Here is a 25,421-nt window from a genome sequence, read left to right on the forward strand (position 1 = left end):
TTTCGACCTATAATGCGGGCCCATGAGCGCTGCCAATACCGCCTCTCCGAATGAAGGCGCCGGCTTCGACGAGCCGGAGCTGTTTTCCGTGCGTTACCAGCCGCACCGCTCGCTCGGGCCGCGCGGCTTTCTGGTGGTCATGGGCATCATTGCCGGCATCAGCTTCGTCTGCGGGCTGGCCTTCCTGATGATGGGCGCCTGGCCGGTATTCGGCCTGTTCGGGCTCGACGTGCTGGCGATCTGGTGGGGCTTCCGCCTGAATTTCCGCGCCGCCCGCGCCTGCGAGGAAATCACCGTGACGCCGAGCGTGATCCGGCTGCGCCATGTCACGGCGGACGGCACGGAGTATCGCGAGGAATTGAACCCGCTCTGGACCCGGCTGACCTGCGACGCGATCGAGGATTTCGGCGTGCAGCGCCTGGCGCTGGAGATGCGCGGCCGGCCCTATGTGATCGGCAGCTTCCTGCACACGGCGCAGCGCGAGGAACTGGCGGAGAGCCTCGCGCGCGCGCTGGCCGAGGCCAAGCGCGGCGTCGCGCGCTCGGCCGTCTGACGCCGCCGTCGAAATCGGGTGGCCCGCTTCGCCGGGGCGTGGTCGGATAGAGGCAGCTTGAGGAGAACGCCCGTGCTCGCGCCCAATCTCGACGCCGCCCACCCCCTGGAAATCGCCGCCGCGGATTACGAAATCGTCCGCCGCGCGGTGGAATATGTGAATCTGCGCTTCCGCGACCAGCCCGAGGTGGAGGAGATCGCCCGCGCCTCCGGTGTGCACCCGCGCGCGCTGACCGAGCTGTTCCGCCGCTGGTGCGGCCTCACCCCGAAAGACTTCCTGCAGGCGGTGACCATCGACGCCGCCCGCCGGGTGCTGTCGGAATCCGACAATGTGCTCGATGCCGCCTATGAGCTCGGCCTTTCCGGTCCGGGGCGGCTGCACGATCTGTTCGTGGTGCACGAATCCATGTCGCCCGGCGAGTGGAAGACCGGCGGCGCCGGGCTGGTGGTGCGCTATGGCTTCCACGCCTCGCCCTTCGGCGCCGCGCTCGCCATGGTGACGCCGCGCGGCCTGTGCGGCCTCGCCTTCGCCGATGAGGGCGAGGAGGACGCCGCGCTCGCCGACATGCGCCGGCGCTGGCCGAACGCGCTCTATATCGAGGACCCCATTGCCACCGCCCCCTATGCGGCGCGCATCTTCGACCGCGGCACCTGGAGCCCGGACGATCCGCTGCGCATCGTCTTCATCGGCACCGATTTCGAGGTGAAGGTGTGGGAGACGCTGATGCGCATCCCGCTCGGCAAGGCCACCACCTATTCCAGCATCGCCCAATGCGTGGAAAAGCCGAAGGCGGCGCGCGCCATCGGCGCGGCGGTGGGCAAGAACCCGATGTCCTTCGTCGTGCCGTGCCACCGCGTGCTTGGCAAGAATGGCGATCTCACCGGCTATCACTGGGGGCTCACCCGCAAGCGCGCCATTCTCGGCTGGGAGGCGGGCCAGCTCACCAAGGGCTGAGCTGCACCCGCCGGTCCGGTGTCAGCGCGGCACGGCCGCCGCTGGCCGCTGGGGCTCCGGCAGCGGGAACAGGGCATCATAGGCCCAGTTGAACAGGAAGGCGTAGACGAGGAAGAACACGGTCAGCGCCAGATCCATCAGAAAGGCCTCGTACAGGCCGACGCCGAGATACCAGGCGACGAAGGGCACGAGGACGAGCACGAGGCCGGCCTCGAACAGCAGGGCATGCAGCACCCGCAGCGCCAGCGTCTTGCGCACCGAGCCGCGCAGGCGCGCCAGCGCGTGGTCGAAGCCGAGATTGAACACATAGTTCCAGCCGGCGGCGATCAGCGCCGCGCCGGCGCCTACCGCGCCCATGTCGAGCATCGGCACGCCGAACACCCACGCCCCGAGCGGGGTGATGATCGACAGGGCGACGATTTCGAAGCTGATGACGTGGCGAATGCGGTCGGCGGTACCGCGCATGACAGTCCTCCCCTGGGTCTCGGGCCGTCCCGCCTGGGTTCCCGAACTGGGGGAAGTCGTCTTCACGCTGGTCATATGGGTCTGCTGGGCGTTAGGGCAAGGCCGGCGCGGCCTCAAGGCGCGCCGGCCGCATGGAGCGGGCGGAAGGATCAGCCGGCGAGATCGGTGATGCTCTCAACCGTCGTGTCGGGCTTCAGCCGGTAGATGACGGGTGCGCCGGTGGCGAGTTCGCGCTTCATGATGCTCTCCGGCGAGTGCTTCTCCAGCACCATGATCAGTGCCCGCAGCGAATTGCCATGGGCGGCGACCAGAACGCGGTTGCCCTGCATCACCTTCGGCAGAATCTCGGTGACGTAATAGGGCAGGGCACGGGCAACCGTGTCCTTCAGGCTCTCGCCGCCGGGTGGTGGCACGTCATAGGAACGGCGCCACACATGAACCTGTTCCTCGCCCCATTTGGCGCGGGCATCGTCCTTGTTGAGGCCGGAAAGGTCGCCATAGTCGCGCTCGTTGAGCGCGAGGTCGCGGGTGATCGGCAGGCCGGTCTGGCCGAGTTCGTTGAGCGCGAGGTCCAGCGTCTTCTGCGCCCGCGACAGCTGCGAGGTGAAGGCGAGGTCGAACTGGTAGCCCTCCGCCTTCAGCCGCGCGCCGGCCTTCTTGGCCTCTTCAACGCCGAGGGCGGTGAGGTCCGGGTCGCGCCAGCCGGTGAAAAGGTTCTTGAGGTTCCACTCGCTCTGGCCGTGGCGCACGAGCACGAGAAGGCGTTCGGACATCGGGTCGTTCTCCGGGAATCAGAAATCGGTGAGGCCGAGGACATCGGTCATGGAATAGAGGCCGGGCTTGCGCCCGCGCGCCCAGCGGGCGGCGGTGAGCGCGCCGCGGGCGAAGATGCCGCGATCTTCGGCCTTGTGACCGAGTTCGATCCGCTCGCCCGCCCCGGCGAAAATGACGTTATGGTCGCCCACCACCGTGCCGCCGCGCAGCGTGGCGAAGCCGATATCGCCCGGCTTGCGAGCGCCGGTGTGGCCATGGCGGGTGAAGACGCCGGCCTCCTGCAGGGTGACGCCGCGCCCCTGCGCGGCAGCCTCGCCCAGAAGCAGGGCGGTGCCGGAGGGCGCGTCGATCTTGCGGTTATGGTGCATCTCGACGATTTCGATGTCGAAATCCTCATCCAGCGTGCGCGCCACCCGCCGCACCAGCGCCGCCAGCAGATTGACGCCGAGGCTCATATTGCCGGAGCGCACGATGGCGGCATGGCGGGCGGCGGCGGCGATCTTCGCCTCTTCCTCGGCTGAGAAGCCCGTCGTGCCGATGACATGGACGATGCGCGCCTGTGCCGCGAAGGCGGCATAGGCGACGCTGGCGGCCGGAATGGTGAAGTCGATCACCCCGTCGGCGGCGGCGAAGAGCGGCAGCGGATCGTCCGACACGTTAAGGCCGAGCGCCGGCAGGCCGGCGAGTTCGCCGGCATCGCGGCCGAGATATTCACTGCCGGGCTGGTCCACCGCGCCGACGAGGACGAGATCGGCCGCCTCGCTGATGGCACGCACCAGCACCCGGCCCATGCGGCCCGAGGCCCCGACGACGACGAGCCGCATCTGCGTCATAGGATCGCCTGCTCCTGTTGCACTGCGGGGGTATAGCGGCGTTCATCCGCCGCGAAAAGTGCGCTATTCTCCTACATTCTTCGCGCTGTCGTGCCCATGTGCTTGACGCCTGCGCGACGTGGCTGTAGAGGTCGCGCAACTTTACGAAGGAGCGGCGCCGCAATGCGCAATATTATTACCCTTATCGTAGGACGGCGCGTCGCCGCGGGGTTGGCCTGACAGCTGCTCCGCCCAATGGTGACGCGCGACAATGGCCCCTGACGGGGCCTTTTGATTTTCTGGCTCTCCCCGGGGCCGTTCCGAAACGACGCAAGACACGACGAGCGTGGAAGGAAAAAGACCATGATGCGCGAGATGACCGGCGCCGAAATGGTGATGCAGGCCCTGATCGATCAGGGCGTCGAGCACATGTTCGGCTATCCCGGCGGCGCGGTGCTGCCGATCTATGACGCGATGTTCCACCAGAACCAGGTGAAGCACATTCTCGTGCGGCACGAGCAGGGCGCGGTGCACATGGCGGAGGGCTATGCCCGCTCCTCCGGCAAGGTGGGCGTGGTGCTTGTCACCTCCGGCCCCGGCGCCACCAATGCGGTGACCGGCCTCACCGACGCGCTGCTCGATTCCATTCCGCTCGTCTGCATCACCGGCCAGGTTCCGACCCATCTCATCGGCTCGGACGCCTTCCAGGAGTGCGACACGGTCGGCATCACCCGGCCCTGCACCAAGCACAACTACCTCGTCCGCGACATCAACGACCTCGCCCGCGTCATGCATGAGGCGTTCTATGTCGCGCAGAACGGGCGTCCGGGTCCGGTTGTCGTCGACATCCCGAAGGACGTGCAGTTCGCCAAGGGCATGTATGTCGGGCCGGAGAACATCCAGCACCGCACCTATCAGCCGCGGCTGAAGGGCGACCCGGAGAAGATCAAGGCCGCGGTGGAAATGCTGGCCAAGGCCAAGCGCCCGATCCTCTACACCGGCGGCGGCGTGATCAATTCCGGTCCCGAGGCGAGCCGCCTGCTGCGCGAATTCGCGCGGCTGTCGGGCTATCCCGTCACCTCGACGCTGATGGGCCTCGGCGCCTTCCCGGCCTCCGACAAGCAGTGGCTGGGCATGCTGGGCATGCACGGCACCTATGAAGCCAATATGGCGATGCATGATTGCGACGTCATGGTCTGCATCGGCGCGCGCTTCGACGACCGCATCACCGGCCGTGTCGACGCCTTCTCGCCGGGTTCGAAGAAGATCCACATCGACATCGACCCGTCCTCGATCAACAAGAACATCAAGGTCGACCTGCCGATCATCGGCGACGTGAAGCATGTGCTGGAAGACATGCTGACCATGTGGCGCGCGATGAAGGCCGAGCCGGACCGCAAGGCCATCGCCGGCTGGTGGGGGCAGATCGACAAGTGGCGCGCCCGCAAGTCGCTGGCCTTCAAGCCCTCCGACCGCATCATCAAGCCGCAGCAGGCGATCAAGGCGCTGTACGACCAGGTGAAGGACAAGGATGTCTACATCACCACCGAGGTCGGCCAGCACCAGATGTGGGCGGCGCAGCACTTCCACTTCGAGGAGCCCAACCGCTGGATGACCTCCGGCGGCCTCGGCACCATGGGCTACGGCCTGCCGGCCGCGATCGGCGCGCAGGTGGCCCATCCCGAAAGTCTCGTCATCGACATTGCCGGCGAAGCCTCGATCCAGATGTGCCTGCAGGAGCTTTCCACCGCGCTGCAGTTCGATCTGCCGATCAAGATCTTCGTGCTCAACAACGAATATATGGGCATGGTGCGCCAGTGGCAGGACCTGCTGCATGGCGGGCGCTACTCGCATTCCTATTCGGAATCGCTGCCGGACTTCGTCAAGCTGGCGGAAGCCTATGGCGGCGTCGGCATTCGCTGCTCCAACCCGGCCGATCTCGACGGGGCGATCCACGAGATGATCTCCGTCAACCGGCCGGTTCTGTTCGACTGCCTGGTCGACAAGATGGAGAACTGCCTGCCGATGATCCCCTCGGGCAAGCCGCACAACGAGATGATCCTGCCCGATCATCCCGAGGCGCTGGACGAGGCCATCGACGAGGAAGGCAAGATGCTGGTGTGACGATGCTGGTGTGAGGCGGGTTTTCGTCGCCTTCGCTTCCGTCCCTCATCCCCGGGCTCGACACGGGGACCCAGTGTCCGGGTGAAGCCGCAGTCTGGGTGGCCGGGTCAAGCCCGGCCATGAGGAATGATGGATCTTTCGCTTTTCAGCAGCCCCCTGTTCCGAGTGCCCCATGTCCACCGTCAAAGAACCCGCCGAGCGCCACACCCTCTCCATGCTGGTCGACAACGAGCCGGGCGTTCTCGCCCGCATCGTCGGCCTGTTTTCCGGCCGCGGCTACAACATCGACAGCCTCACCGTCTCCGAGGTCAGCCACGCCTCTCATCTCTCGCGCATCACCGTGGTCACCACGGGCGCGCCGCCGATCATCGAGCAGATCAAGAGCCAGCTCGACCGGCTGGTGCCCGTGCACCGGGTGGTGGATCTCACCGTCGTCGGCAAGTCGGTGGAGCGCGAGCTGGCGCTGATCAAGGTGCGCGGCAAGGGCGAGGTGCGCCAGGAGGCGCTGCTGATCGCCGACTCGTTCCGCGCCCGCACCGTCGACACGACGCTGGAGAGCTTCGTGTTCGAGATCACCGGCAAGCCGGAGAAGATCGACCAGTTCGTCTCGCTGCTGGAGCCGCTCGGCCTCGTCGAGGTCTCGCGCACCGGCGTCGCCGCCATCGGCCGCGGCGCCGAAGGCATGTGAGGAGCTGGCGCGGCGGCTCGTCTGCCGCGCCGTTCCTTTAGCCGGCGAAGCCGCCGGAGGTGAGGAAGGCGTGTTCCTCTTCCGTCATCGCCCGGCCGAGCACCGGATTGCGGTGCGGGAAGCGGCCGAAATCGCGGATGATGTCGTGATGAATGACGGCGTGGTGCACGCCCTCCTCATCCCCGGCGGCTTCGCACAGCGCCACGCAGCGCTGCTGGTCCGCCAGATCCTCCGAATGCATGAACGGCACGTAGAAGAAGCGCCGCTCCGGTAGCGCGAAGGCGCGGTCGAATCCGCGCGCGATGGCAGCATCCGCCACGTCGCGCGCCTGTGCATCGGTGGCGAAGGCGCGCTGCGCGCCGCGGAACAGATTGCGCGGAAACTGGTCGAGCAGCAGGATCAGCGCGTAGCTTCCCTCCGGCATGTCCTCCCACGCGCGTAGCTCCCCGGCGGCGGCGGCCTCATAGGCGGCGAGAAACCGGGCGCGGATGGCGGCGTCGAAGGCGTCGTCCTTGGCGAACCAGCGTTCCGGTCCCGCCTCGCGCCAGAAGGCGATGATGGCATCGGCCGTCGGAATGTCGGTGTTCGGCAGGCTCATGGCGGGGCTCCGTTTTCTGTCGACGGTCCCGGATAGGACGGCGCGAGGACGGGGTCGAGCCCAAAGCCTGTGTTGCGCTGCACACGAACGCTTGGCCTGTCCGGCCAAGCCGTGTGAAGATGCGGCTTCGCGGGGTGCGTCGCGGTGCCTCGCGCCGCCGCCATGCGACGGAGGCGTGGAAAGGTGAGCGAGCGTGCAGGCGCGGTGCCGGCGGCGGGCACAGCCAAGCCCCTGTGGCTGCTGGCGGCGCCATTCATCTTTCTGCTGCTGTGGTCGGGCGGCTTCGCGGTGGCGAAGATTGGCATCCTTTCCACCGGCCCGTTCACCCTGCTGGCCTGGCGCTACGGGCTGGTGCTGGCGGTGCTGCTGCCGCTGCTGGCCTGGTTCCGCCCGCCTCTGCCGCGTCAGCCCCGTGCCTATGCCGACCTCGCCGTGGTCGGCTTCCTTATCCAGGTGCTCTATTTCAACCTCAGCTACTTCGCTTTCCGCTTCGGCATTTCGGCGGGCGCGCTGGCGATCATCGTCTCGCTGCAGCCGATCGTGGTTGGGCTGGTGGCGCCGGTGTTTACCGGCGAGCGGGTGGGGGCGCTGCGCTGGCTCGGCCTGCTGCTCGGCCTCGCCGGGGCAGGGCTGGTGATCGCCTCGCGCTCGGCTATCGAAGTGACCTCTCCCGGCGTGGTGCTGTTGGCGATCGGCGCGCTGCTCGCCATGTGCGCCGGCGCGCTCTATGAGAAGCGCTTCGGCACGCCGCAGCATCCGCTGGTGTCGAACACGGTGCAGTGCGCCATCGGCTTCGTCTGCACGCTGCCGCTGGCGCTGCTGATGGAGGACGGCCATGTCGACTGGTCGCCGACTTTCCTTGCGGTGCTGGCCTATCTCGTGATCGGCAATTCGCTGGTCGCCATTTCGCTGTATCTCGCCATGATCCGTGCCGGCGAGGTGGCCAAGGTCTCCGCGCTGTTCTTCCTGGTGCCGCCGACCACAGCGCTGATCGCGTTCGCGCTGCTCGGCGAAGACATGCCGCCGCTCGCCTGGGCGGGCATGGCGCTGGCCGCGTCCGGCGTCGCGCTGGCCTCCGTCCCGCCAACGACATGGCGCGCCCGCCTCTCCGCCCTGTGGCGCCCCCGCTAAGGGGAAAGCCGGCCGCCCTCTTGCGAAGCCGCGGGTGCTGCGATACGAGAACCGTAACGTACGGTACGGACCTCTCTCCGCATGGCCTCGCCCCTCGATATCCAGGACGACACGTTGACGGAGCGCCAGCAGGCGGTCCTCGACGCCGTGCTGGCGCTGATGGTGGAACAGGGCGGCGAACTGACGATGAATGCGGTGGCGCGCCGGGCGTCGTGCTCGAAGGAAAGCCTGTACAAATGGTTCGGCGACCGTGAGGGGCTGCTCACCGCCACTGTGCGCTGGCAGGCCTCCAAGGTCCGCGCCGGCAATTATGACCGCACCAGGCTCGACGCGCTGGCCCTGCGCGACAGCCTGATCCGCTTTGCCGTCAACTGGCTCGGGGTGATCTCTAGCCCCACCTCGATCGCGCTGAACCGCGTCGCCATCGCCCAGAGCGGCGGCGGTGCGCGCACGCCGGGCGAGGGCGCGAGCCTCGGCGCCATCATGCTGGCCAATGGCCGCTTCGCCATCGGCGCCCGGCTGAAGCCGGTGCTCGATGCCGGCCGCGAGGCCGGGCTGATCGTCTTCGACGACACCGAGACCGCCTTCCGCAGCTTCATCGGGCTGGTGGGCCGCGACGTGCAGATCCGCCTGCTGCTCGGCGACACGCTGAACCTGACGCCGGCGGAGATCGAGAGTGACGCCGCCCGCGCCACCGACCAGTTCCTCACTCTCTACGGCACGGGCAACCCCTTGCCGGAACGTTCAAAAATCAACGCGTGACATAAGGAGACACCCATGCGCGTTTATTACGACCGCGATGCTGACGTGAACCTGATCAAGGGCAAGAAGGTTGGCATCATCGGCTATGGCTCGCAGGGCCGCGCCCATGCGCTGAACCTCAAGGAGTCTGGCGTCAAGGAGATCGCCATCGGCCTGAAGCCGGGCTCGGCGACCGCCAAGAAGGTCGAGGCCGACGGGCTCAAGGTGATGAGCGTCGCCGAACTCGCCAAATGGGCCGACCTGATGATGATGGCGACCCCAGACGAACTGCAGGCCGACATCTACCGCGACGAGATCGCCCCCAACATCCGCGACGGCGCCGCCATCGCCTTCGCCCATGGCCTCAACGTGCATTTCGGCCTGATCGAGCCGAAGGCGACGGTGGACGTGCTGATGGTCGCCCCCAAGGGCCCCGGCCACACCGTGCGCGGCGAATATCAGAAGGGCGGCGGCGTGCCCTGCCTCGTGGCCGTGCATCAGGACGCCTCGGGCAACGCGCTCGACCTCGGCCTCAGCTACGCCTGCGGCGTCGGCGGCGGCCGTTCGGGCATCATCGAGACCACCTTCAAGGAAGAGTGCGAGACCGACCTGTTCGGCGAGCAGGTCGTGCTGTGCGGCGGCCTGGTTGAGCTGATCCGCGCCGGCTTCGAGACGCTGGTGGAAGCCGGTTACGCCCCGGAAATGGCCTATTTCGAGTGCCTGCACGAAGTGAAGCTGATCGTCGACCTCATCTATGAGGGCGGCATCGCCAACATGAACTACTCGATCTCCAACACCGCCGAGTGGGGCGAGTATGTCTCCGGCCCGCGCATCATCACCGCCGAGACCAAGGCCGAAATGAAGCGCGTGCTCACCGACATCCAGACCGGCAAGTTCACCTCCGACTGGATGCAGGAATACAAGGCCGGCGCGTCGCGCTTCAAGGGCATCCGTCGCATGAACGACAGCCACCAGATCGAGCAGGTCGGCGAGAAGCTGCGCGGCATGATGCCGTGGATCGGCGCCAACAAGCTGGTCGACAAGTCGAAGAACTGATCGCGCGATTCGTCCCGGACACGGCTCAGCCGCTGATGCACCTTCACGCCCCAACATGAGTCGTGAGAGTGCCATGGGCGAGACGGACGATTTCGAGTGGGACGATGACAAGGACGCGGCAAACCGTGCCAGGCACGGTTTGCCGCTCCGCTTCGGCGAGTTCATCTTCGATGGGCGCCCGCGCTTTGAGCTGCCCTTCCCGCGAATGGTCGCCGGCGAGCCGCGGCACGTCGCCATGGCCGATCTGGCCGGGCGTGTGATATTCTGCGTGTATGTCTGGAGAGGCGGCCGTCGGCGGCTTATCTCTGTGAGACGTGCACATCGGAGCGAGCGACGTGTCTTCGCACAAGCCATCGAAGGACGCTGAACGCCTTTTGCAGGGGTTCGACTGGTCAAAGGTCGATGCACTGACGGACGAGCAGATCATTGCGGCGGCCAAGGCCGACGCCGACAGTGTCATGCCCACCGAAGCCGAGCTCTCGGAGTTCGATCTGGTCCTGCCGGCGAAAGCGCGGCGCGAGCGGGCCGCCAAGGCCGAGGCCGAGCGCAAGGCCGCGGACGATGACACGCCGCCGAAGGAAGCCGCCGAATAGGCGTTCTGGCAATGATCGGAAAAGCAAAGGGCGGCCTCTCGGCCGCCCTTGTTTTTGCCAGTGGGTCTGTTCAGGCTGCCGCCTTCAGCCCCGGCTCATTGGCCTTCTGGCCCTGGTGATAGACCACATAGACATAGACCGGGATGTCGACCTCGCTCAGATGCCGCTCGATCAGCGGCTTCACCTGCGCCCATTCCAGCCCGCCGACGCCGGTGGCGAGGCGCGGCAAAGCGAGGCTGGCGATGCCTTCCGCCGCGACGAGGCGGGCGAGCGCCTTGAGCGCGTGGCCCACATTCTCGGTCGACGCCCGGCCGGGCCGGCCGATGGCGTTTTCCGCCGCGTCCTGCGTCAGCAGGTTGACGATATGCACCGCAGCGCCATCTTCCGCCACGCCGCCCCACACCCAGAGCCCGCCGGCCTGCGGGTTGTCGACCCGGCAGTAATGGCGGAAATCCTTGGCCAGCGACGGGAAGCGCTCGCGCAGGGCGAGGGCGAGGCCGCTGTCGAAATGATCGTTCGGCGCCACGCCGTGGGCGATCGCGGCGGCGCCGCTCAGCAGAATGTCGCCTTCCACTTCGTAGATCTTGGCCATGGGGTGTCCTTCCTCGGCTGCTTTGGTTGCGCCCTGTGTCGGGGAAGGTGGGGCCGGTGTCGTTGAGGAAACGCAAGAAGCCCTGGCTGGGGCCTCAGTAGCCCAAGGCCTTCACCGCTGCGGCGCCGGGGCCGAGCATGAGCAGCGCCCACAGCATGGCGGAGGTGAGGTTGACCATCTGAAACCGCGATATGGGCATGGCGAACATGCCGGCCGCCAGCGGAACAAAGGGGCGCAGCGGGCCGGAGAAGCGGCCGAAAAACACGCCCAGCGTGCCATAGCGCAGGAAGAAGTGCTCGCCGCGCGCGAGAGCCTCCGAGAAGCGGTTGAGCGGCCAGCGCTGGCGGGCGCTGCCCTTGAGGTGAAAGCCGATCCAGAACGACACGCTGTCGCCCAGCACCGCGCCCGTCACCGTCGCCGCCCAGACCGGCAGGAACGGTACGCCGCCGGCGGCGATGACCGGCGAGAGGCCGAGCAGCACGAAAGTGCCGGGGACGAAGAGCGAGACGATCGGCAGCGATTCGCAGAAGGCGAGCAGGAAGCCGATGTAAGGCGCGTAATGGGCATGTGCTTCCACGAAGGCGAGCACGTCGCGGGCATAGGCGTGGAAATCCACCACAGGCTAGAGCCGGTCGCGCAGGGCGTAATAGCTCAGGCCCGCCACCAGAAGCGGCCAGCGCATCAGCGGCCCGCCGGGGAAGGCCGGCACCGGCAGGCGTCCCAGCAGATCGAGCCCGCCGAGCTGGCCTTTCACCGCCTCGCCCAGCAGCTTGCCGAAATAGGGTGCCAGCATCACCCCCTGGCCGGAATAGCCGGCGGCGGTGAGCACGCGCGGGGAGAGTTTGCGCACAAAGGGCAGGCGGGTCATGGTGATGCCGAGCACGCCGCCCCAGCCATAGTCGATGGCGACATCCGCCAGCTGCGGGAAGATGCGCAACATATAGGGACGCACGAATTCGGCCGGGTTCGGCCGCAGCCCGCGCCGGTAGCTCTCGCCGCCGCCGAACAGCAAGCGTCCGTCGCCGGAGAGGCGGTAGTAATTGACCACGAAGCGGCTGTCGGCCACCGCCGCGCCATTGGAGATGATCTCCCGCGCGCGTTCGCCCAGCGGGGCGGTGGCGGCGATGTAATTGCAGATCGGCATGACATGGGTGTCGACGCGCCGGTCGAGCCCGTCCTGCAGCCCGTCGCCGCATTCCAGCACCCAGTCCGCCTCCACCGAGCCGGCGGCGGTGACGACGCGGACCTTGGCGCCCTCCTCGATGCGCAGCGCCCGCGACTGCTCATAGAGCCGCGCGCCGGCGCGGCGGGCGGCGTCGGCGAGGCCGAGGGCGAGGTTGAGCGGGTGCAGATGCCCTCCGCCATGGTCGATCATGCCGCCGTGATAGACATCCGAGCCGACAATGGCGCGCAACTCCTCGCGGCTCAGCGGCGCGGCGTCGGGGTAGTCATAGACCTCGTTGAGCTTCTTCGCATAGGCGTGGCTGTGGGCGACGTAGCCGGGCTTATGGTCGGCGACGACGAGGCCGGGGCGGACATCGCAGTCGATGGCGTGGCGTTTGATGAGCGCATGCAGCAGCGCCTTGGCGTCCTCCGCCATGCGCCACAGCGCCTTGGCGTCGTCGAGCCCGACCTGCGCTTCGAGAAAATCCTGGTCGCGGCGGTGGCCGCTATGGATCTGCCCGCCATTGCGGCCCGACGCGCCGGAGCCGACCCGCCCGGCCTCCAGCAGCACCACGTCGAGCCCGGCTTCGGCCATGTGCAGCGCGGCGGAGAGGCCGGTATAGCCGCCACCGATGACGCAGACATCCGCCCGCGTGCCGCCCTGCAGCGGGGGGAGGGGGGAGAAGCGGTTCGCCGTGGCGGCGTACCAGCTCTTGGGGTGGTCGAGGGTGGAGGCCATGATAAAACTCTCGCCGTCAGCGCCGCGCGAACAGGCGCTCTATGTCGGCCAGCGCCAGGGTGACGAAGGTCGGCCGGCCATGATTGCACTGCGCGGCGTTCGGCGTCTCCTCCATCTCGCGCAGCAGGGCGTTCATCTCCTCCACCCGCAGCCGGCGGCCGGCGCGCACGGAGCCATGGCAGGCCATGGTAGCGGCGATGTGGAGCAGCCGGCGTTCCAGCGGCAGCGCGTCGTCCCATTCCGCCGCGTGCTCGGCGAGTTCGCGCACCAGCGCGGAAATGTCGGCATCGCCCAAAAGGGCCGGCACCTCCCGCACCAGCAGCGCGCCGGGACCGAAGGGCTCGATGACGAGGCCGAGCTTTTCCAGCGCCTCGGCCCGCTCGGTCAGGCGCGCCGCCTCGGAGGGGTCGAGCTCCACCACCAGCGGCACCAGCAGCATCTGCCGGGCGAGACCGTCGCGTTCCATCGCGGCTTTCAGCTTTTCATAGACGATGCGCTCATGGGCGGCGTGCTGGTCGATCACCACGACGCCGTCACGGGTCTGGGCGATGATATAGGTCTCGTGCAGCTGCGCCCTCGCGGCGCCGAGCGGGCGCTCCAGCGCCTCCGGCGCGGCGGGGGCGGCATTGGCGCGGGCATCGGCTCCGGGCGCGAGGGCGAGGCCGAGACCACCGCTCGGCGAGTGGCCGGGAGCGTCGAAATCGAAGCGGGCGGGCGCCTCATTCAATCCGGGCGCGCGCGGATCGGCCAGGCCCTCCGGTGCCGCCCAGGAGCGGGTCCAGTCATAGGCGCCCGGCCGCGCCTCGGGGCGATAATCGGTCGAAAAATCGCGTCGCGCGAACTGTGCCAGCCGGTCGGCGGCGGTGGAGGCGGTGCGCGGCACACCGGCGTTCAGCGCATCGGTGAGGGTGCGCACGATCAGCGCCCGGATGTTGCCGGCGTCGCGGAAGCGCACCTCGGTCTTGGCGGGGTGGACGTTCACATCCACCTCGCGCGGGTCGAGATCGAGGAATAGCGCCGTCACCGGGTGCCGGTCGGAGGGCAAAAGGTCGGCATAGGCGGCGCGGATGGCGCCGATCAGCACCTTGTCGCGCACCGGGCGGCCATTGACGAACAGATATTGCGACAGCGAATTGGCCTTGGAATAGGTCGGCAGGCCGGCGAGGCCGGAGAGCCGTGCGCCCTCGCGCACGCCTTCGACATCGAGCGCGTTGCCGCCGGCCTCCGCGCCCAGCACATCGGCGATGCGCGCGCGCTGTCCGGCCGCATCGCGCGCGCGGGCCGGCCAGGTAATCGGCGCGCGGTCATCGGTGACGAGGGTGAAGCCGACCTCAGGCCGCGCCAGAGCGAGGCGCTTGACCGTGTCCACCGCCGCCGCCGTTTCCGCCCGCTCGGATTTGAGGAATTTCAGCCGCGCCGGCGTGGCGAAGAACAGATCGCGCACTTCCACCCGCGTGCCGAAGCCGAGCGCCGCCGGGCGCACTGGGGATTTCACCCCGCCCTCAACGCGGATCTCATGGGCGCTGTCGCTGCCCTTCGGGCGGCTGGTAATGGTGAGCCGCGCCACGGCGCCGATGGAGGGCAGCGCCTCGCCGCGAAAGCCGAGCGTGTGGATGGCGAGCAAATCCTCGCTGTCGAGCTTGGAGGTGGCATGGCGCTCCACCGCCAGCGCCAGTTCCTCCGCGTTCATGCCGCCGCCATCGTCGGTGACGCGCATCAGCCGCCGGCCGCCGCCATCAATGACGATTTCCACGCGTGTGGCGCCAGCGTCGAGTGCGTTCTCGACGATTTCCTTCAGCGCCGCCGCCGGGCGCTCCACCACCTCGCCGGCCGCGATGCGGTCGACCAGTGTGGAAGGCAGCAGGCGCAGCGGCATGATGGGTCCGGGAACGATTCGGGGGCGATGGCGGCCCGACTATAGCAGGCGCGCGGCCCGCGCGCCCGATCCAGTGCTCCGAGCTTTGGTCCGTGGTCTTCAAGGCCGGCCGGTAGCCGGCCTTGAAGCAGGACAGGCGGAGAGGCCTTGCCGGGCTCCCTTACCCCGCCGCCGCCAGACGCTCGGCCTTTTCGCGCTCGACTTCCTGCCGCTTGGTCATGATCGAGGCGAAGATCACCACCACCGTGACGATGCCGATGAGGATGGTGCAGGCAGCGTTGATTTCCGGCGTCACGCCGAGACGCACCTGGGAATAGATGCGCATCGGCAGGGTGGTGGCGCCGGGGCCGGTGGTGAAGCTGGCGATGACGAGATCGTCCAGCGACAGGGTGAAGGCGAGCATCCACCCCGAGATCACCGCCGGCAGGATGATCGGCAGCGTCACCACGAAGAAGGTCTTGAAGGGCGGGCAGCCGAGATCTTGTGCCGCCTCTTCCAGTGAGCGGTCGAAAGTGACGAGGCGCGACTGCACCACCACCGAGACGAAGCACAGGGTGAAGGTGATGTGGGCGAGGGTGATGGTCCAGAAGCCGCGATCGATGCCGACGGCGACGAACAGCAGCAGCAGCGACAGGCCGGTGATGACTTCCGGCATGACCAGCGGCGCATAGACCATGCCAGAGAACAGGGTGCGGCCGAAGAAGCGCCCGTAGCGGGTGAGCGCGATCGCCGCCAGCGTGCCGAGCACGGTGGCGACGGTGGCGGTGAGGAAGGCGACGCGCAGCGTCACCCAGGCGGCGTCGAGCAGTTGCTCGTTCTGGAACAGCTGCACATACCAGTGGGTGGAAAAGCCCGCCCACACCGTCACCATGCGCGAGGCGTTGAAGGAGTAGATCACCAGCAGGATGATCGGGATGTAGAGGAAGGCGAAGCCCAGCGTGATCGAGGTCACGTTGAACCAGGAGAGACCCTTGCGCATCAGCGTCGCTCCACTTCGCGAGCCTGGAGGTTCTGGTAGAAGACGATCGGGATCACCAGCACCATCAACAGCAGCACCGCCACCGCCGAGGAGACGGTCCAGGAGCGGTTCACCGAGAATTCGGTCCACAGCACCTTGCCGATCATCAGCGTGTCCGAGCCGCCGAGCAGGTCGGGGATGACGAATTCGCCCACTGCCGGGATGAAGCACAGCAGGCAGCCGGCGAACACGCCCGGCAGCGAGAGCGGCCAGGTGATCTTCCAGAAGGCGGCGAGGGGCGGGCAGCCGAGATCGGCGGCGGCTTCCAGCAGCGTCTCGTCCATCTTCTCCAGCGCCGAATAGAGCGGCAGGATCATGAAGGGCAGGTAGGAATAGACGATGCCGATATAGACCGCCGTGTCGGTGGCGAGAATTTGCAGCGGCGCGTCGCGGTCGACGATGCCGAGCGCGAACAGCAGCTGGTTGAGCAGCCCTTCCGGCGAGAGGATGCCGATCCACGCATAGACGCGGATCAGGAACGAGGTCCAGAACGGCAGGATGACCAGCATCAGCAGCGTCGGGCGGATGGATTTCGGCGCACGCGCCATGCCATAGGCGATGGGATAGCCGACCACCAGCAGCAGCAGGGTGGAGATGCCGGCGATCCAGAGGCTGGAGCCATAGGCCTCGATGAACTCATTGTCCCACGAGAGCACATAGCCGTAATTCTCGAAGGACAGTTCACCGAGCGCGTCCTTGAACGCGGCCCAGCCCTCCGAGAGATCAAAGATCGGGACATAGGGTGGCTGCGCGATCGCGTCCTGCGACAGGCTGATCTTGAAGACGATCAGGAACGGGATCAGGAACAGCGCGAGCAGCCAGAGATAGGGGACGGTGAGGACCAGCCATCGCCCGTTCGCCTTGCTTGCCATGGTGGCCTCCTCAGCTCGTCAGGACCACGCCGGCATCGGGCGAGAAGTACACATAGACCTTGTCGTCCCAGGTGATGGGGCGCTCGACCATGCGGGTGAGGTTCGGCTTGGCGGCTTTGACGCGCGTGCCGCCGGGCAGCTCGACATGGAAGATCGAGAGATCGCCGAGATAGCCGATGTCCCAGATTTCGCCCTGCAGGCAGTTGATGCCGGTGTCGGCGGGCGGGTCGAGCTCGACCCGCATCTTTTCCGGCCGCAGGGCGATGGCGACGCTGTCGCCGGGCTTCACCGCGCAGTCCTGGGCGATGCGGAAGCGCCGCTCCGGCGCCACGCTCGGCCGCAGCGTGACCATGCCGCCCTCCACCGCCTCGACCGTGGCGTCGAGAATGTTCACATCGCCGACGAAATCGGCGACGTAGCGGGAATTGGGGTGCTCATAGATCACCGCCGGCGGGGCGACCTGCACCAATTTGCCGTGATTCATCACCGCGATGCGGTCGGCCACCGTCATCGCCTCTTCCTGGTCGTGGGTGACGATCAGGAAGGTCATGCCGAGCTCCATCTGGATGTCCATGAGCTCGAACTGGGTCTCCTCGCGCAGCTTCTTGTCGAGCGCGCCGAGCGGCTCGTCCAAGAGCAGCACCTTGGGCCGCTTGGCGAGCGAGCGGGCGAGCGCCACGCGCTGGCGCTGGCCGCCGGACAGCTGATGCGGCTTGCGCTTGGCGAATTTCTCAAGCTTCACCAGCTTGAGCATCTCCTCCACGCGGGCGGCGATGGCGCCCTTCTCCATCCGGTCCTGGCGCAAGCCGAAGGCGATGTTGTCCCACACGCTCATATGCGGGAACAGCGCGTAGGACTGGAACATCATGTTGGTCTGCCGCTTGTAGGGCGGCGTGCCGACGAGATCGTGCCCGGCGAGGGTGATCTGCCCCTCGGTCGGGTCCTCGAAGCCGGCGAGCATGCGCATCAGCGTGGTCTTGCCACAGCCGGACGGGCCGAGCAGGGCGAAGAATTCGCGCTCATAGATGTCGAGGGAGAGGTTGTCGACGGCGGTGAACTCGCCGAAGCGCTTGGTGACGTTCTTGTAGCTGATCAGCGGGACGGCCTGCGGGTCGTTCCAGGGAGCGAACTTCCGGCGGATGCCGCCAATGGTCTTCTGCGTCTTTTCGGTGACGCCGGTGCTCATGCTGACTGGTCCCGTTTCCCCGCCGCTTAATGTCGGCGCGTCGACGCTAACCGGCTTCGCGTACCGGCTCAACGCCCCGCTGCGAACAATTTTACCATGCCTGCAAAGGTGGCGAGGTAGCCCCGCCTTGACGGCAGCAAGCGGGCCGTGATTGCCTCAGGCGGCGCAGAAAGCGCATCAGGAAGGCAATCATGGCCAAGAAGAAGCGTTCTGATAAGGACGCGGTCGACAATCCCCGCGGCGTCACCACCCTTGCCGAGGCAAAGGCGTGGATGGCTGCGCGCGGCATTACCGAAATCGAATGCGCGGTGCCGGATCTCGCCGGCGTCGGACGCGGCAAGATCATGCCGGTCTCCAAGTTCCTGTCCAGCCCGACGATGAACCTGCCGCTCAGCGTGTTCTTCCAGACCATTTCCGGCGACTACCCCCCTTACGACAATCTCGTCGACTCGGTGGTGGTGGACAGCGACCTGGTGATGGAGCCGGACTTCTCCACCCTCGCCATCGTGCCCTGGGCGCAGGACCCCACCGCCCAGGTGATCCACGACGCCTTCCACCGCGACGGGCGCCCGGTGGAACTGGCGCCCCGGCAGGTGCTGAAGAACGTGGTCGATCTCTACGCCAAGAAGGGCTGGAAGGCCGTCGTCGCGCCGGAGATCGAGTTCTATCTCGTCGAGCCGAACACCGACGCCGACTACCCGCTCAAGCCGCCCATCGGCCGTTCGGGCCGGCCGGAAATCGGCCGCCAGTCCTATTCGATCCAGGCGGTGAACGAGTTCGACGCCCTGTTCGAGGACATGTACGACTACTCCGAGGCGCAGGGCCTGGAGATCGACACGCTGATCCATGAGGACGGCGCGGCGCAGATGGAAATCAACCTTCTGCACGGCGATCCCATCGTGCTCGCCGACCAGGTCTATCTGTTCAAGCGCACGATCCGCGAGGCGGCGCTGCAGCACAAGATCTACGCCACCTTCATGGCCAAGCCCATCGCCGACGAGCCGGGCTCGGCCATGCACATCCACCAATCCATCGTGGATGGCGAGACGGGGCGCAACATCTTCTCCGACGCCGATGGCGACCCGACGCCGGAGTTCTTCTCCTTCATCGCCGGCCAGCAGCGCTATCTGCCGGCGGTCATGTCGATCCTCGCGCCTTACGTGAACTCCTACCGCCGGCTGACGCGCGATTCGATGGCGCCGATCAACGTCCAGTGGGGCTATGACAACCGCACGGCCGGCCTGCGCATTCCGCCCTCCTCGCCGGCGGCGCGGCGGGTGGAGAACCGGGTGCCGTCCTCCGACGCCAACCCCTATCTCGTGATCGCCGCCTCGCTCGCCTGCGGCTATCTCGGCATGGTGGAAGGGCTGCGCCCGACCGAGCCGCTGGAAGCCGACGCCAAGGGGCTCGATTTCGAGCTGCCGCGCGGCCTGCTCGAAGCGGTGGCGGCGCTGCAGCACTCGGAGGAAATCGCCACGGTGCTCGGGCCGTCTTTCGTCAAGACCTATACGGCGGTGAAGCAGACCGAGTTCGACACCTTCATGCGGGTGATCTCGCCCTGGGAGCGGGAATATCTGCTGCTGAACGTGTGAGCTTAACCCCCTCCCCGGCGGGGAGGGGGCCATTATCGCCAGCGTGCTTCGAGTCCGGCCTTGCGGCCGGCACCTCGGCATGATGAAGGGGGTGACGGGCAACCCAGCCAGCGCGCCGTCATCTTGAGGTGTGAGCGCAGCGAGCCTCGAAGGATTGCCCCCTCGGCCAATCAACCGGGCCGCGTTGCCAACGGCCTCAACTCCTCACGCCGCCACCGTCTCTTCCGCCAGAATCTCCCGCACGCGCGGGATGACCCTGGTCCCGTACAGCTCGATGGCGCGCATCATCCGCGCGTGGGAGAGCGGGCCGGCGCTGTATTTCAGATCGAAGCGCGAGAGGCGCAGCGCCTTCGCCGTCTTGGCGATCTTGCGCGCCACCGTTTCCGGCGAACCGAGATAGAGCGAGCCATGGGCGATCTCATGCTCGAAGGCGTCGCGGCCATAGGGCGGCCAGCCGCGCTCGGCGCCGATGCGGTCATGCATGCGCTTGTAGTCAGCGTAGAATTCCTCGCGCGCCTGCGCGTCGGTGTCGGCGATGTAGCCGTGCGAATGCACCCCGATCGGCTGCACCGTGCCACCAAGCTGGCCGATGGCCTTGTGGTAGAGATCGACATAGGGCGCGAAGCGGGCCGGGTTGCCGCCAATGATCGCCAGCATCAGCGGCAGGCCGTAGCGTGCCGCCCGCACGACCGATTCCGGCGAGCCGCCAACGCCGATCCAGGTCTTCAGTGTGCCGGATTCCACCAAGGGGTAAACATGCTGGCCCTTGAGCGGCGGGCGCAGCTTGCCCTGCCAGGTGACGCCTTGCGCGGTGGAATTGTCGCGCAGCAGCGCCGCGAACAGGTCGAGCTTCTCGCTGAACAGCGCTTCATAGTCCTTCAGGTCGAAGCCGAACAGCGGGAAGGATTCGGTGAAGGAGCCGCGGCCAAGAATGACCTCCGCCCGCCCATTGGACAGCGCATCCACCGTCGCAAAGCGCTGGAACACGCGGATCGGATCGTCGGAGGACAACACGGTGACCGCCGAGCCAAGGCGGATGCGCTTGGTCCGCGTGGCCATGCCGGCCAGCACCACTTCCGGCGCGGAGACGGCGAAATCGTCGCGGTGATGCTCGCCGACGCCGATAAAGTCGATGCCGACCTCATCCGCCAGCACCGCTTCGTCAACCAGATCGCGAATCACCTGGGCGTGGGAGAGCGGGCGCCCATCGACGCCGGAGGTCACGTCGCCGAATGTGTCGAGGCCGAGTTCGAGAAGCTGTGCCATGGGAGGGGTCCCCTTCGTGTCCGGCACCGCGCCGGCGCTCCCCATATGGACCGGACGCGGCGGGCGCGCATCCCCGGCGGTGCAAGGACAGAATTTCGCTTCTGCAAGCACCGCCGGCGGAGGGCACAAAAAAAGCCCGCTGGACCAGCCAGCGGGCTTCAAGTCGGCGACACGAGGGGGTCGATGTCGCCGTAAACTCGTCCGGGCGGCCGGGGCCGCGACGAAAGGGCGGGCATGGTCAGCCGCAGGAGACGGGAGTGTCCTGGCGGGGGGTGACGGGCAAAAGACCGTCGGCACGGCGGTCGCGCGCGGCCTTGCCGGCGGCGTCCTGCCTTGCGGCCTCGCGCAGCGCCTCGCGCATGGTCGAGCGGCGGGCGGCGCGGCGTTCCACCGAGCGGACCACGAGCACGGCTGTCGGGTCCTGCCACAGCGGGCCGGACGAGGCGTCGAGCAGGTCGCCGCGGGTGAGGCCGATATCGCGCAGCATGCGGTCATCGAAGCCGCCGAGCTGGGCGATGTGACGCCGGCGGGCAACCGCCTTGATGAACTGGATGGACCCCATGAGAGCGGCGATCAGCAGCCCGCTCGCCGCGGTACCGAACGAGGAGAAGGGCTTTCTCCGGACTTCGCCAACAAACGACATCGTATCCTCCATGTGCCGGCCACGCGGCGACGATGCTGGGTTCTGATCTCGGGGAGGCGCCGGGGCCACCCGATCTCGACATCGTCCGTTCGCGGCGGGATCGTTATGAAGGAGCGAGATCAATCACACTAGCGAATGTTTATGATCGCTGATATCATCAGGATTGATGATAGGCCATCGTGAGGGCTCCGATGAGCGTGTTGCTCGATATTGATCAATTAAGAACATTCATTGCGATTGCCGAAACCGGCAGTTTCACAAAGGCGGCCGAGGTGGTTCACAAAACCCAGTCGGCGGTGTCGATGCAGATGAAGCGGCTGGAGGAGCGGGTCGGCCGGCCGATCTTCGCCCGCGACGGACGCGCCTCGCGCCTCACCGATGAAGGCGAGCGGCTGCTCGATTATGCCCGCCGCATCGTCAAGCTGAACATCGAGGCGATGGCGAGCCTCGCCTCGGCGGAACTGTCGGGGCGGGTGCGGCTCGGCGTGCCGGACGATTACGCCGACCGCTATCTGCCGGAAATCATGGCGCGGTTTTCCGCCACCCATCCCAATGTCGAGCTGACCGTGGTGTGCGATCCCTCGACCGATCTTGTCGACCGCATCGACACGGGCGATCTCGACCTCGCCATCATCACCGATTGCGAGACGATGAATCGCGAAACCGAGATCATCCGGCGCGAGCAATTGCTCTGGGTGGGCTCTACCCGCCATTCCGTGCATCTGGAAGGCCCGGTGCCGCTGGCGCTGGGGCGGCAGACCTGCAACTGGCGGCAGGAGGCGATCTCCATGCTGCAGGCGGCCGACCGGCCGTTCCGCATTCTCTACACCTCGTCCAACTCCACCGCCGTTTCGGCGGCCGTGCTGGCCGGGCTCGCCATTTCCGTGCTGCCGGAATCGGGGCTGCGGCCCGGCATGCGGGTGCTGGGGCCGTCCGACGGCTTCCCGGCGCTGGCGCCCTGCCGCATCGGCCTGCTGCGCAACCGGCACGAGGCGTCTCCGCTCGCCGACGCGCTGGCCCATCACATCGTGCAGGGGCTCGACAACATCTCCGACACGGCGATCGCAGCGGAGTAGGGGCTCCTGGGCGCGTGCCTCTGCCTCAGTAGGCATCCTCGACGAAGACCGGCTCGACGGAGCCGTTCCAGGCGCCGTGATAGCGTGCCAGCAGCAGTTCCGCGGGCGTCTGTCCGGCTGCGAGGCTGTCGTCCAGCGGCTTCAGGAAACGGCTCTCGTCGCGGCCCTGGCTGTCGCGATAGTCGCGGCGCTGAAGGCCGGCGCGGGCGATCTCGACCACGTCCCGCGCCACGTCCAGCAGTGAGCGGCCGGCGATTTCGGCCTTGAAACCGAGGCGTGGCACCTCGTCGCGCAGCTTCTGCCGGTCTTCGGCACTCCAGCCCTTGGCGAGGTCCCAGGCGGCATCGAGGCTCGTCGTGTCGTAATAGAGCCCGGTCCACAGCGCCGGCAGCGCGCACAGGTTGCGCCACGGCCCGCCATCGGCCCCGCGCATTTCGAGATAACGCTTCAGCCGCACTTCCGGGAAAATGGTGGAGAGGTGGTTGGCCCAGTCCGAGACCGTGGCGCTCTCGCCCGGCACGGCGGGGTGGCGGCCGGCGAGCAGATCGCGGAAGGACGAGCCGGCGACATCGATATAGGTGTCGCCGCGCTTGATGAAGTACATCGGCACGTCGAGCGCGTAGTCGACATAACGCTCGAAGCCCATGCCATCCTCGAAGGCGAAGGGCAGCATGCCGGCGCGGTGATTGTCGGTGTCGCGCCAGATTTCCGAGCGGTAGGAGAGGAAACCGTTGGGCTTGCCTTCCGTGAACGGCGAATTGGCGAAGAGGGCGGTGGCCACCGGCTGCAAGGCGAGGCCGACGCGCAGCTTCTTCACCATGTCGGCTTCGGAGGCGAAGTCGAGATTCACCTGCACGGTACAGGTGCGGTACATCATGTCGAGGCCGCGCGTGCCGACCTTCGGCATGTAGTTCGACATGATCTTGTAGCGGCCCTTGGGCATGACCGGCGTTTCCGCCAGCGTCCATTTCGGGCTCATGCCGAGGCCGAGGAAGCCGAAGCCGAGCGGCGTCGCCACCTCGCGCACCTGGTCGAGATGGCTGTTCACCTCGGCGCAGGTCTCGTGAATGGTGATGAGCGGTGCGCCGGACAGTTCGAACTGCCCGCCCGGCTCCAGCGAGATCGCGCCGCCACCGACCGTGTCGGCGAGGCCGATAATGGTTTCGCCTTCCATGATCGGTTCCCAGCAGTTCAGCGCCTGCATGCCTTCCAGCAGCGCGCGGATGCCGTTGGGACCTTCATAGGGCACCGGCTCGTGCCCCTTCAGCGTGAAGGGGAATTTCTCGTGTTCCGTGCCGATGCGGAATTTCGACGGCGCTTTGCTACCCGCCTCGAACCACGCGACGAGTTCGTCGCGGCTTTCGATGGGCTGCGTGTCGATCTGGTCTCGCGCCATGGGGAACTCCGGGCGGCATGCGGGGCGCGCGACCATACACACGCCAAGCCTTGGCGCAAATCGCTGTAACTACCGATGGAAAATGGAAATTGCGGGGCCGCATGCGCCCCTTCAACCTGTCGCTGTGCCCACCCGATGCGGCGGGTTATTGCGCGGAGGCATGGGCGAGCCAGGTGTTCACCGCCTTCAGCCCTTCCGCGCGGTTGCCGGTGCGGTGGGCGGCTTCCTGATAGACGGCGATCTGGATGTCAGCGCTGGTGCCGCCGCGGATGATGGTGCGCAGATGCTCCAGTTCGGCCCGCCCGCCCAGCGCGTCGGCGTCCTCGGTCAGCTGGTCGATCAGCGCTTCCACCGCCTGCGCCACCGGCACCGCCTCGCGGGCGCGGCGGTCGACAAAGCTGCCATGGACGCCATAGCGCTGGGCGCGCCACTTGTTCTCCGCCGCGATGGCGCGCTCGACCGGATCGATGCCGGCATTGAGGCTCGGGTTGCGCACGAGATGGCGCACCAGCGCCCGGTAAAGCGCGGCAATGGCGACGGAATCCTCCACCCGCGTGCAGCTGTCGGGCGCGCGCAGTTCCAGCGTGGGATGCTTTTCTGAGGGGCGGATGGTCCACCAGACATAGCTCGAATCGCGGATCGCCCGCGCCGCCACCAGCGCGTCGATATAGTCCTGGTAGTCCTTCGCGCTTTCGAACAGTTCCGGCAGGCCGGTGCGCGGCAGTTCGTCATAGGCGGCGAGGCGGTAGCCCATCAGGCCGGTGCGCTTGGATTCCCAGAAGGGCGAGGAGGTGGAGAGCGCGACGAAAACCGGGAGATAGGGAAGGATGCGGCGCATCACGTCGATGCGCTGGTCGGCGTCGGGCAGTTCCACATGCACATGCATGCCGCACAGCAGGTTGCGCTCGCCCAGCATCTGCAGGTCGTGCATCAATCCGTCATAGCGCTGCGTCGGCGCGCGCTTGCCGCCCTGCCAGCTTGCGGTGGGATGGGTGCCGGCGGCGATGAAGGCGAGGTCGAAACCGGCGCTCACCTCGGCGAGGCCCCGGCGCAGCCCGTGCAACTCCCGCCGCGCCTCGGCGGCGCTGCGGTGCGGGCGGGTCATGACCTCGATCTGCGACTGCTGCACGTCGCCCGAGACGGCGGGGCCGAGCGAGGTCCGTATCTGGTTCATGAAGGCGGGCGGCACGCGCCGCAGCGGGCTCTTGGTCTCGGCTTCGACGAGGAAATACTCTTCCTCGATGCCGATGCGGTATTCTTCTGTTCCGACCTGAGACATCACGACCTTCCCGCATTCACGCCACGCACCGGCGCCGTTGTCGCTTAGCCGGCAGCGAATCGACAGGGCAGTGCGTCGCGGGGAGGGATGATGGAGAAGTAAGACCGTAATGTGACCTTTGCGTTTACTTCAGATATTGAGAGTACATTTTAATTAGTCGATTGATGAGACGTGCGGATAGTTGGAGTTCGGCGCAGATTTTGCTGCCGATGGGTGGGCGGTTGCCCTCCATG

The 25,421-nt window shown here is 67.1% G+C and carries 26 protein-coding genes; 11 read left to right on the forward strand and 15 right to left on the reverse strand.

Features of this window, described 5'->3' with window-relative positions; genetic code table 11:
- Positions 1-22 precede the first annotated feature (22 nt).
- Together J2S75_RS19005 and J2S75_RS19010 are read left to right on the forward strand one after the other, a co-directional pair.
- Positions 23-553 carry a DUF2244 domain-containing protein gene (locus tag J2S75_RS19005; protein ID WP_307022222.1) on the forward strand — a complete coding sequence of 177 codons (531 nt, stop codon included), beginning with the start codon at positions 23-25 and terminating at the stop codon, positions 551-553.
- A 72-nt stretch (positions 554-625) separates the two neighbouring features.
- Positions 626-1,507 carry a methylated-DNA--[protein]-cysteine S-methyltransferase gene (locus J2S75_RS19010; protein ID WP_307022223.1) on the forward strand — a complete coding sequence of 294 codons (882 nt, stop codon included), beginning with the start codon at positions 626-628 and terminating at the stop codon, positions 1,505-1,507.
- Between the two features lie 21 nt (positions 1,508-1,528).
- On the opposite strand, the gene J2S75_RS19015 is transcribed toward J2S75_RS19010, so the two are convergent.
- From J2S75_RS19015 to dapB, 3 genes are all read right to left on the reverse strand, one after another.
- Positions 1,529-1,972 (reverse strand): PACE efflux transporter, encoded by a 444-nt coding sequence (locus J2S75_RS19015; protein ID WP_307022225.1) that lies wholly within the window; start codon positions 1,970-1,972, stop codon positions 1,529-1,531.
- Between the two features lie 149 nt (positions 1,973-2,121).
- Entirely contained in the window at positions 2,122-2,745 is a 624-nt protein-coding gene (locus J2S75_RS19020) for a 2,3-bisphosphoglycerate-dependent phosphoglycerate mutase (RefSeq protein ID WP_307022227.1), read from the reverse strand.
- Positions 2,746-2,763: 18 nt separating this feature from the next.
- On the reverse strand, positions 2,764-3,570 hold the full coding sequence (dapB, locus tag J2S75_RS19025) for a 4-hydroxy-tetrahydrodipicolinate reductase (protein ID WP_307022343.1): 807 nt from the start codon (positions 3,568-3,570) through the stop codon (positions 2,764-2,766).
- A gap of 351 nt (positions 3,571-3,921) precedes the next feature.
- Here dapB and J2S75_RS19030 point away from each other — a divergent pair, with 351 nt between their 5' ends.
- Positions 3,922-5,682 carry an acetolactate synthase 3 large subunit gene (locus tag J2S75_RS19030; RefSeq protein ID WP_307022229.1) on the forward strand — a complete coding sequence of 587 codons (1,761 nt, stop codon included), beginning with the start codon at positions 3,922-3,924 and terminating at the stop codon, positions 5,680-5,682.
- Between the two features lie 172 nt (positions 5,683-5,854).
- Positions 5,855-6,370, forward strand: a complete 516-nt coding sequence (gene ilvN, locus J2S75_RS19035) for an acetolactate synthase small subunit (protein ID WP_244378588.1) — start codon at positions 5,855-5,857, stop codon at positions 6,368-6,370.
- Positions 6,371-6,407: 37 nt separating this feature from the next.
- On the opposite strand, the gene J2S75_RS19040 is transcribed toward ilvN, so the two are convergent.
- Positions 6,408-6,968 (reverse strand): DUF924 family protein, encoded by a 561-nt coding sequence (locus J2S75_RS19040; RefSeq protein WP_307022231.1) that lies wholly within the window; start codon positions 6,966-6,968, stop codon positions 6,408-6,410.
- A 183-nt stretch (positions 6,969-7,151) separates the two neighbouring features.
- Between J2S75_RS19040 and J2S75_RS19045 the strand changes: the two genes are divergently transcribed.
- The 5 genes from J2S75_RS19045 (at position 7,152) to J2S75_RS19065 (ending at position 10,489) form a co-directional block, all read left to right on the forward strand.
- Positions 7,152-8,099, forward strand: a complete 948-nt coding sequence (locus J2S75_RS19045) for a DMT family transporter (protein ID WP_307022234.1) — start codon at positions 7,152-7,154, stop codon at positions 8,097-8,099.
- Between the two features lie 81 nt (positions 8,100-8,180).
- Entirely contained in the window at positions 8,181-8,861 is a 681-nt protein-coding gene (locus tag J2S75_RS19050) for a TetR/AcrR family transcriptional regulator C-terminal domain-containing protein (RefSeq protein ID WP_307022237.1), read from the forward strand.
- Positions 8,862-8,876: 15 nt separating this feature from the next.
- Positions 8,877-9,896, forward strand: coding sequence for a ketol-acid reductoisomerase (gene ilvC, locus J2S75_RS19055; protein WP_244378580.1), 1,020 nt, complete (start codon positions 8,877-8,879; stop codon positions 9,894-9,896).
- 73 nt (positions 9,897-9,969) lie between these two features.
- The gene (locus tag J2S75_RS19060) at positions 9,970-10,263 is read left to right on the forward strand and encodes a BrnT family toxin (RefSeq protein ID WP_307022239.1); all 294 of its coding nucleotides are present in this window, start codon (positions 9,970-9,972) and stop codon (positions 10,261-10,263) included.
- Positions 10,232-10,489, forward strand: coding sequence for a hypothetical protein (locus tag J2S75_RS19065; RefSeq protein WP_307022241.1), 258 nt, complete (start codon positions 10,232-10,234; stop codon positions 10,487-10,489). The genes J2S75_RS19060 and J2S75_RS19065 overlap by 32 nt, the downstream gene beginning before the upstream one ends.
- Before the next feature lie 70 nt (positions 10,490-10,559).
- Here the strand turns inward: J2S75_RS19065 and J2S75_RS19070 are convergent, their stop codons facing one another.
- The 7 genes from J2S75_RS19070 to J2S75_RS19100 form a co-directional block, all read right to left on the reverse strand.
- Positions 10,560-11,081 (reverse strand): macro domain-containing protein, encoded by a 522-nt coding sequence (locus J2S75_RS19070; protein ID WP_307022243.1) that lies wholly within the window; start codon positions 11,079-11,081, stop codon positions 10,560-10,562.
- Positions 11,082-11,175: 94 nt separating this feature from the next.
- Positions 11,176-11,700, reverse strand: a complete 525-nt coding sequence (locus J2S75_RS19075) for a DedA family protein (RefSeq protein ID WP_307022245.1) — start codon at positions 11,698-11,700, stop codon at positions 11,176-11,178.
- A 3-nt stretch (positions 11,701-11,703) separates the two neighbouring features.
- Positions 11,704-12,984, reverse strand: coding sequence for an NAD(P)/FAD-dependent oxidoreductase (locus tag J2S75_RS19080; protein ID WP_307022247.1), 1,281 nt, complete (start codon positions 12,982-12,984; stop codon positions 11,704-11,706).
- A gap of 16 nt (positions 12,985-13,000) precedes the next feature.
- Entirely contained in the window at positions 13,001-14,860 is a 1,860-nt protein-coding gene (mutL, locus tag J2S75_RS19085) for a DNA mismatch repair endonuclease MutL (protein ID WP_307022249.1), read from the reverse strand.
- 160 nt (positions 14,861-15,020) lie between these two features.
- On the reverse strand, positions 15,021-15,839 hold the full coding sequence (locus J2S75_RS19090) for an ABC transporter permease (protein WP_307022252.1): 819 nt from the start codon (positions 15,837-15,839) through the stop codon (positions 15,021-15,023).
- Entirely contained in the window at positions 15,839-16,750 is a 912-nt protein-coding gene (locus tag J2S75_RS19095) for an ABC transporter permease (RefSeq protein WP_307022254.1), read from the reverse strand. Before J2S75_RS19095 ends, J2S75_RS19090 begins: the two co-directional genes overlap by 1 nt.
- A 10-nt stretch (positions 16,751-16,760) precedes the next feature.
- Positions 16,761-17,936, reverse strand: a complete 1,176-nt coding sequence (locus tag J2S75_RS19100; RefSeq protein WP_307022256.1) for an ABC transporter ATP-binding protein — start codon at positions 17,934-17,936, stop codon at positions 16,761-16,763.
- A gap of 191 nt (positions 17,937-18,127) precedes the next feature.
- Between J2S75_RS19100 and J2S75_RS19105 the strand changes: the two genes are divergently transcribed.
- Positions 18,128-19,528, forward strand: coding sequence for a glutamine synthetase family protein (locus J2S75_RS19105; RefSeq protein WP_307022258.1), 1,401 nt, complete (start codon positions 18,128-18,130; stop codon positions 19,526-19,528).
- A gap of 204 nt (positions 19,529-19,732) precedes the next feature.
- Here J2S75_RS19105 and J2S75_RS19110 read toward each other — a convergent pair whose 3' ends face one another.
- The gene (locus J2S75_RS19110; RefSeq protein WP_307022260.1) at positions 19,733-20,794 is read right to left on the reverse strand and encodes an LLM class flavin-dependent oxidoreductase; all 1,062 of its coding nucleotides are present in this window, start codon (positions 20,792-20,794) and stop codon (positions 19,733-19,735) included.
- A 238-nt stretch (positions 20,795-21,032) separates the two neighbouring features.
- Positions 21,033-21,437 carry a DUF1127 domain-containing protein gene (locus J2S75_RS19115; protein WP_307022262.1) on the reverse strand — a complete coding sequence of 135 codons (405 nt, stop codon included), beginning with the start codon at positions 21,435-21,437 and terminating at the stop codon, positions 21,033-21,035.
- A gap of 191 nt (positions 21,438-21,628) precedes the next feature.
- Between J2S75_RS19115 and J2S75_RS19120 the strand changes: the two genes are divergently transcribed.
- On the forward strand, positions 21,629-22,513 hold the full coding sequence (locus tag J2S75_RS19120) for a LysR substrate-binding domain-containing protein (protein ID WP_307022263.1): 885 nt from the start codon (positions 21,629-21,631) through the stop codon (positions 22,511-22,513).
- Positions 22,514-22,538: 25 nt separating this feature from the next.
- Here the strand turns inward: J2S75_RS19120 and J2S75_RS19125 are convergent, their stop codons facing one another.
- Both J2S75_RS19125 and J2S75_RS19130 read right to left on the reverse strand, forming a co-directional pair.
- Positions 22,539-23,909, reverse strand: coding sequence for a glutamate--cysteine ligase (locus tag J2S75_RS19125; protein WP_307022265.1), 1,371 nt, complete (start codon positions 23,907-23,909; stop codon positions 22,539-22,541).
- A gap of 145 nt (positions 23,910-24,054) precedes the next feature.
- On the reverse strand, positions 24,055-25,188 hold the full coding sequence (locus J2S75_RS19130; protein ID WP_307022267.1) for a carboxylate-amine ligase: 1,134 nt from the start codon (positions 25,186-25,188) through the stop codon (positions 24,055-24,057).
- Positions 25,189-25,421: the final 233 nt, after the last annotated feature.

The organism is Ancylobacter polymorphus, from assembly GCF_030813495.1.
In the GTDB taxonomy this organism is placed as follows: domain Bacteria; phylum Pseudomonadota; class Alphaproteobacteria; order Rhizobiales; family Xanthobacteraceae; genus Ancylobacter; species Ancylobacter polymorphus.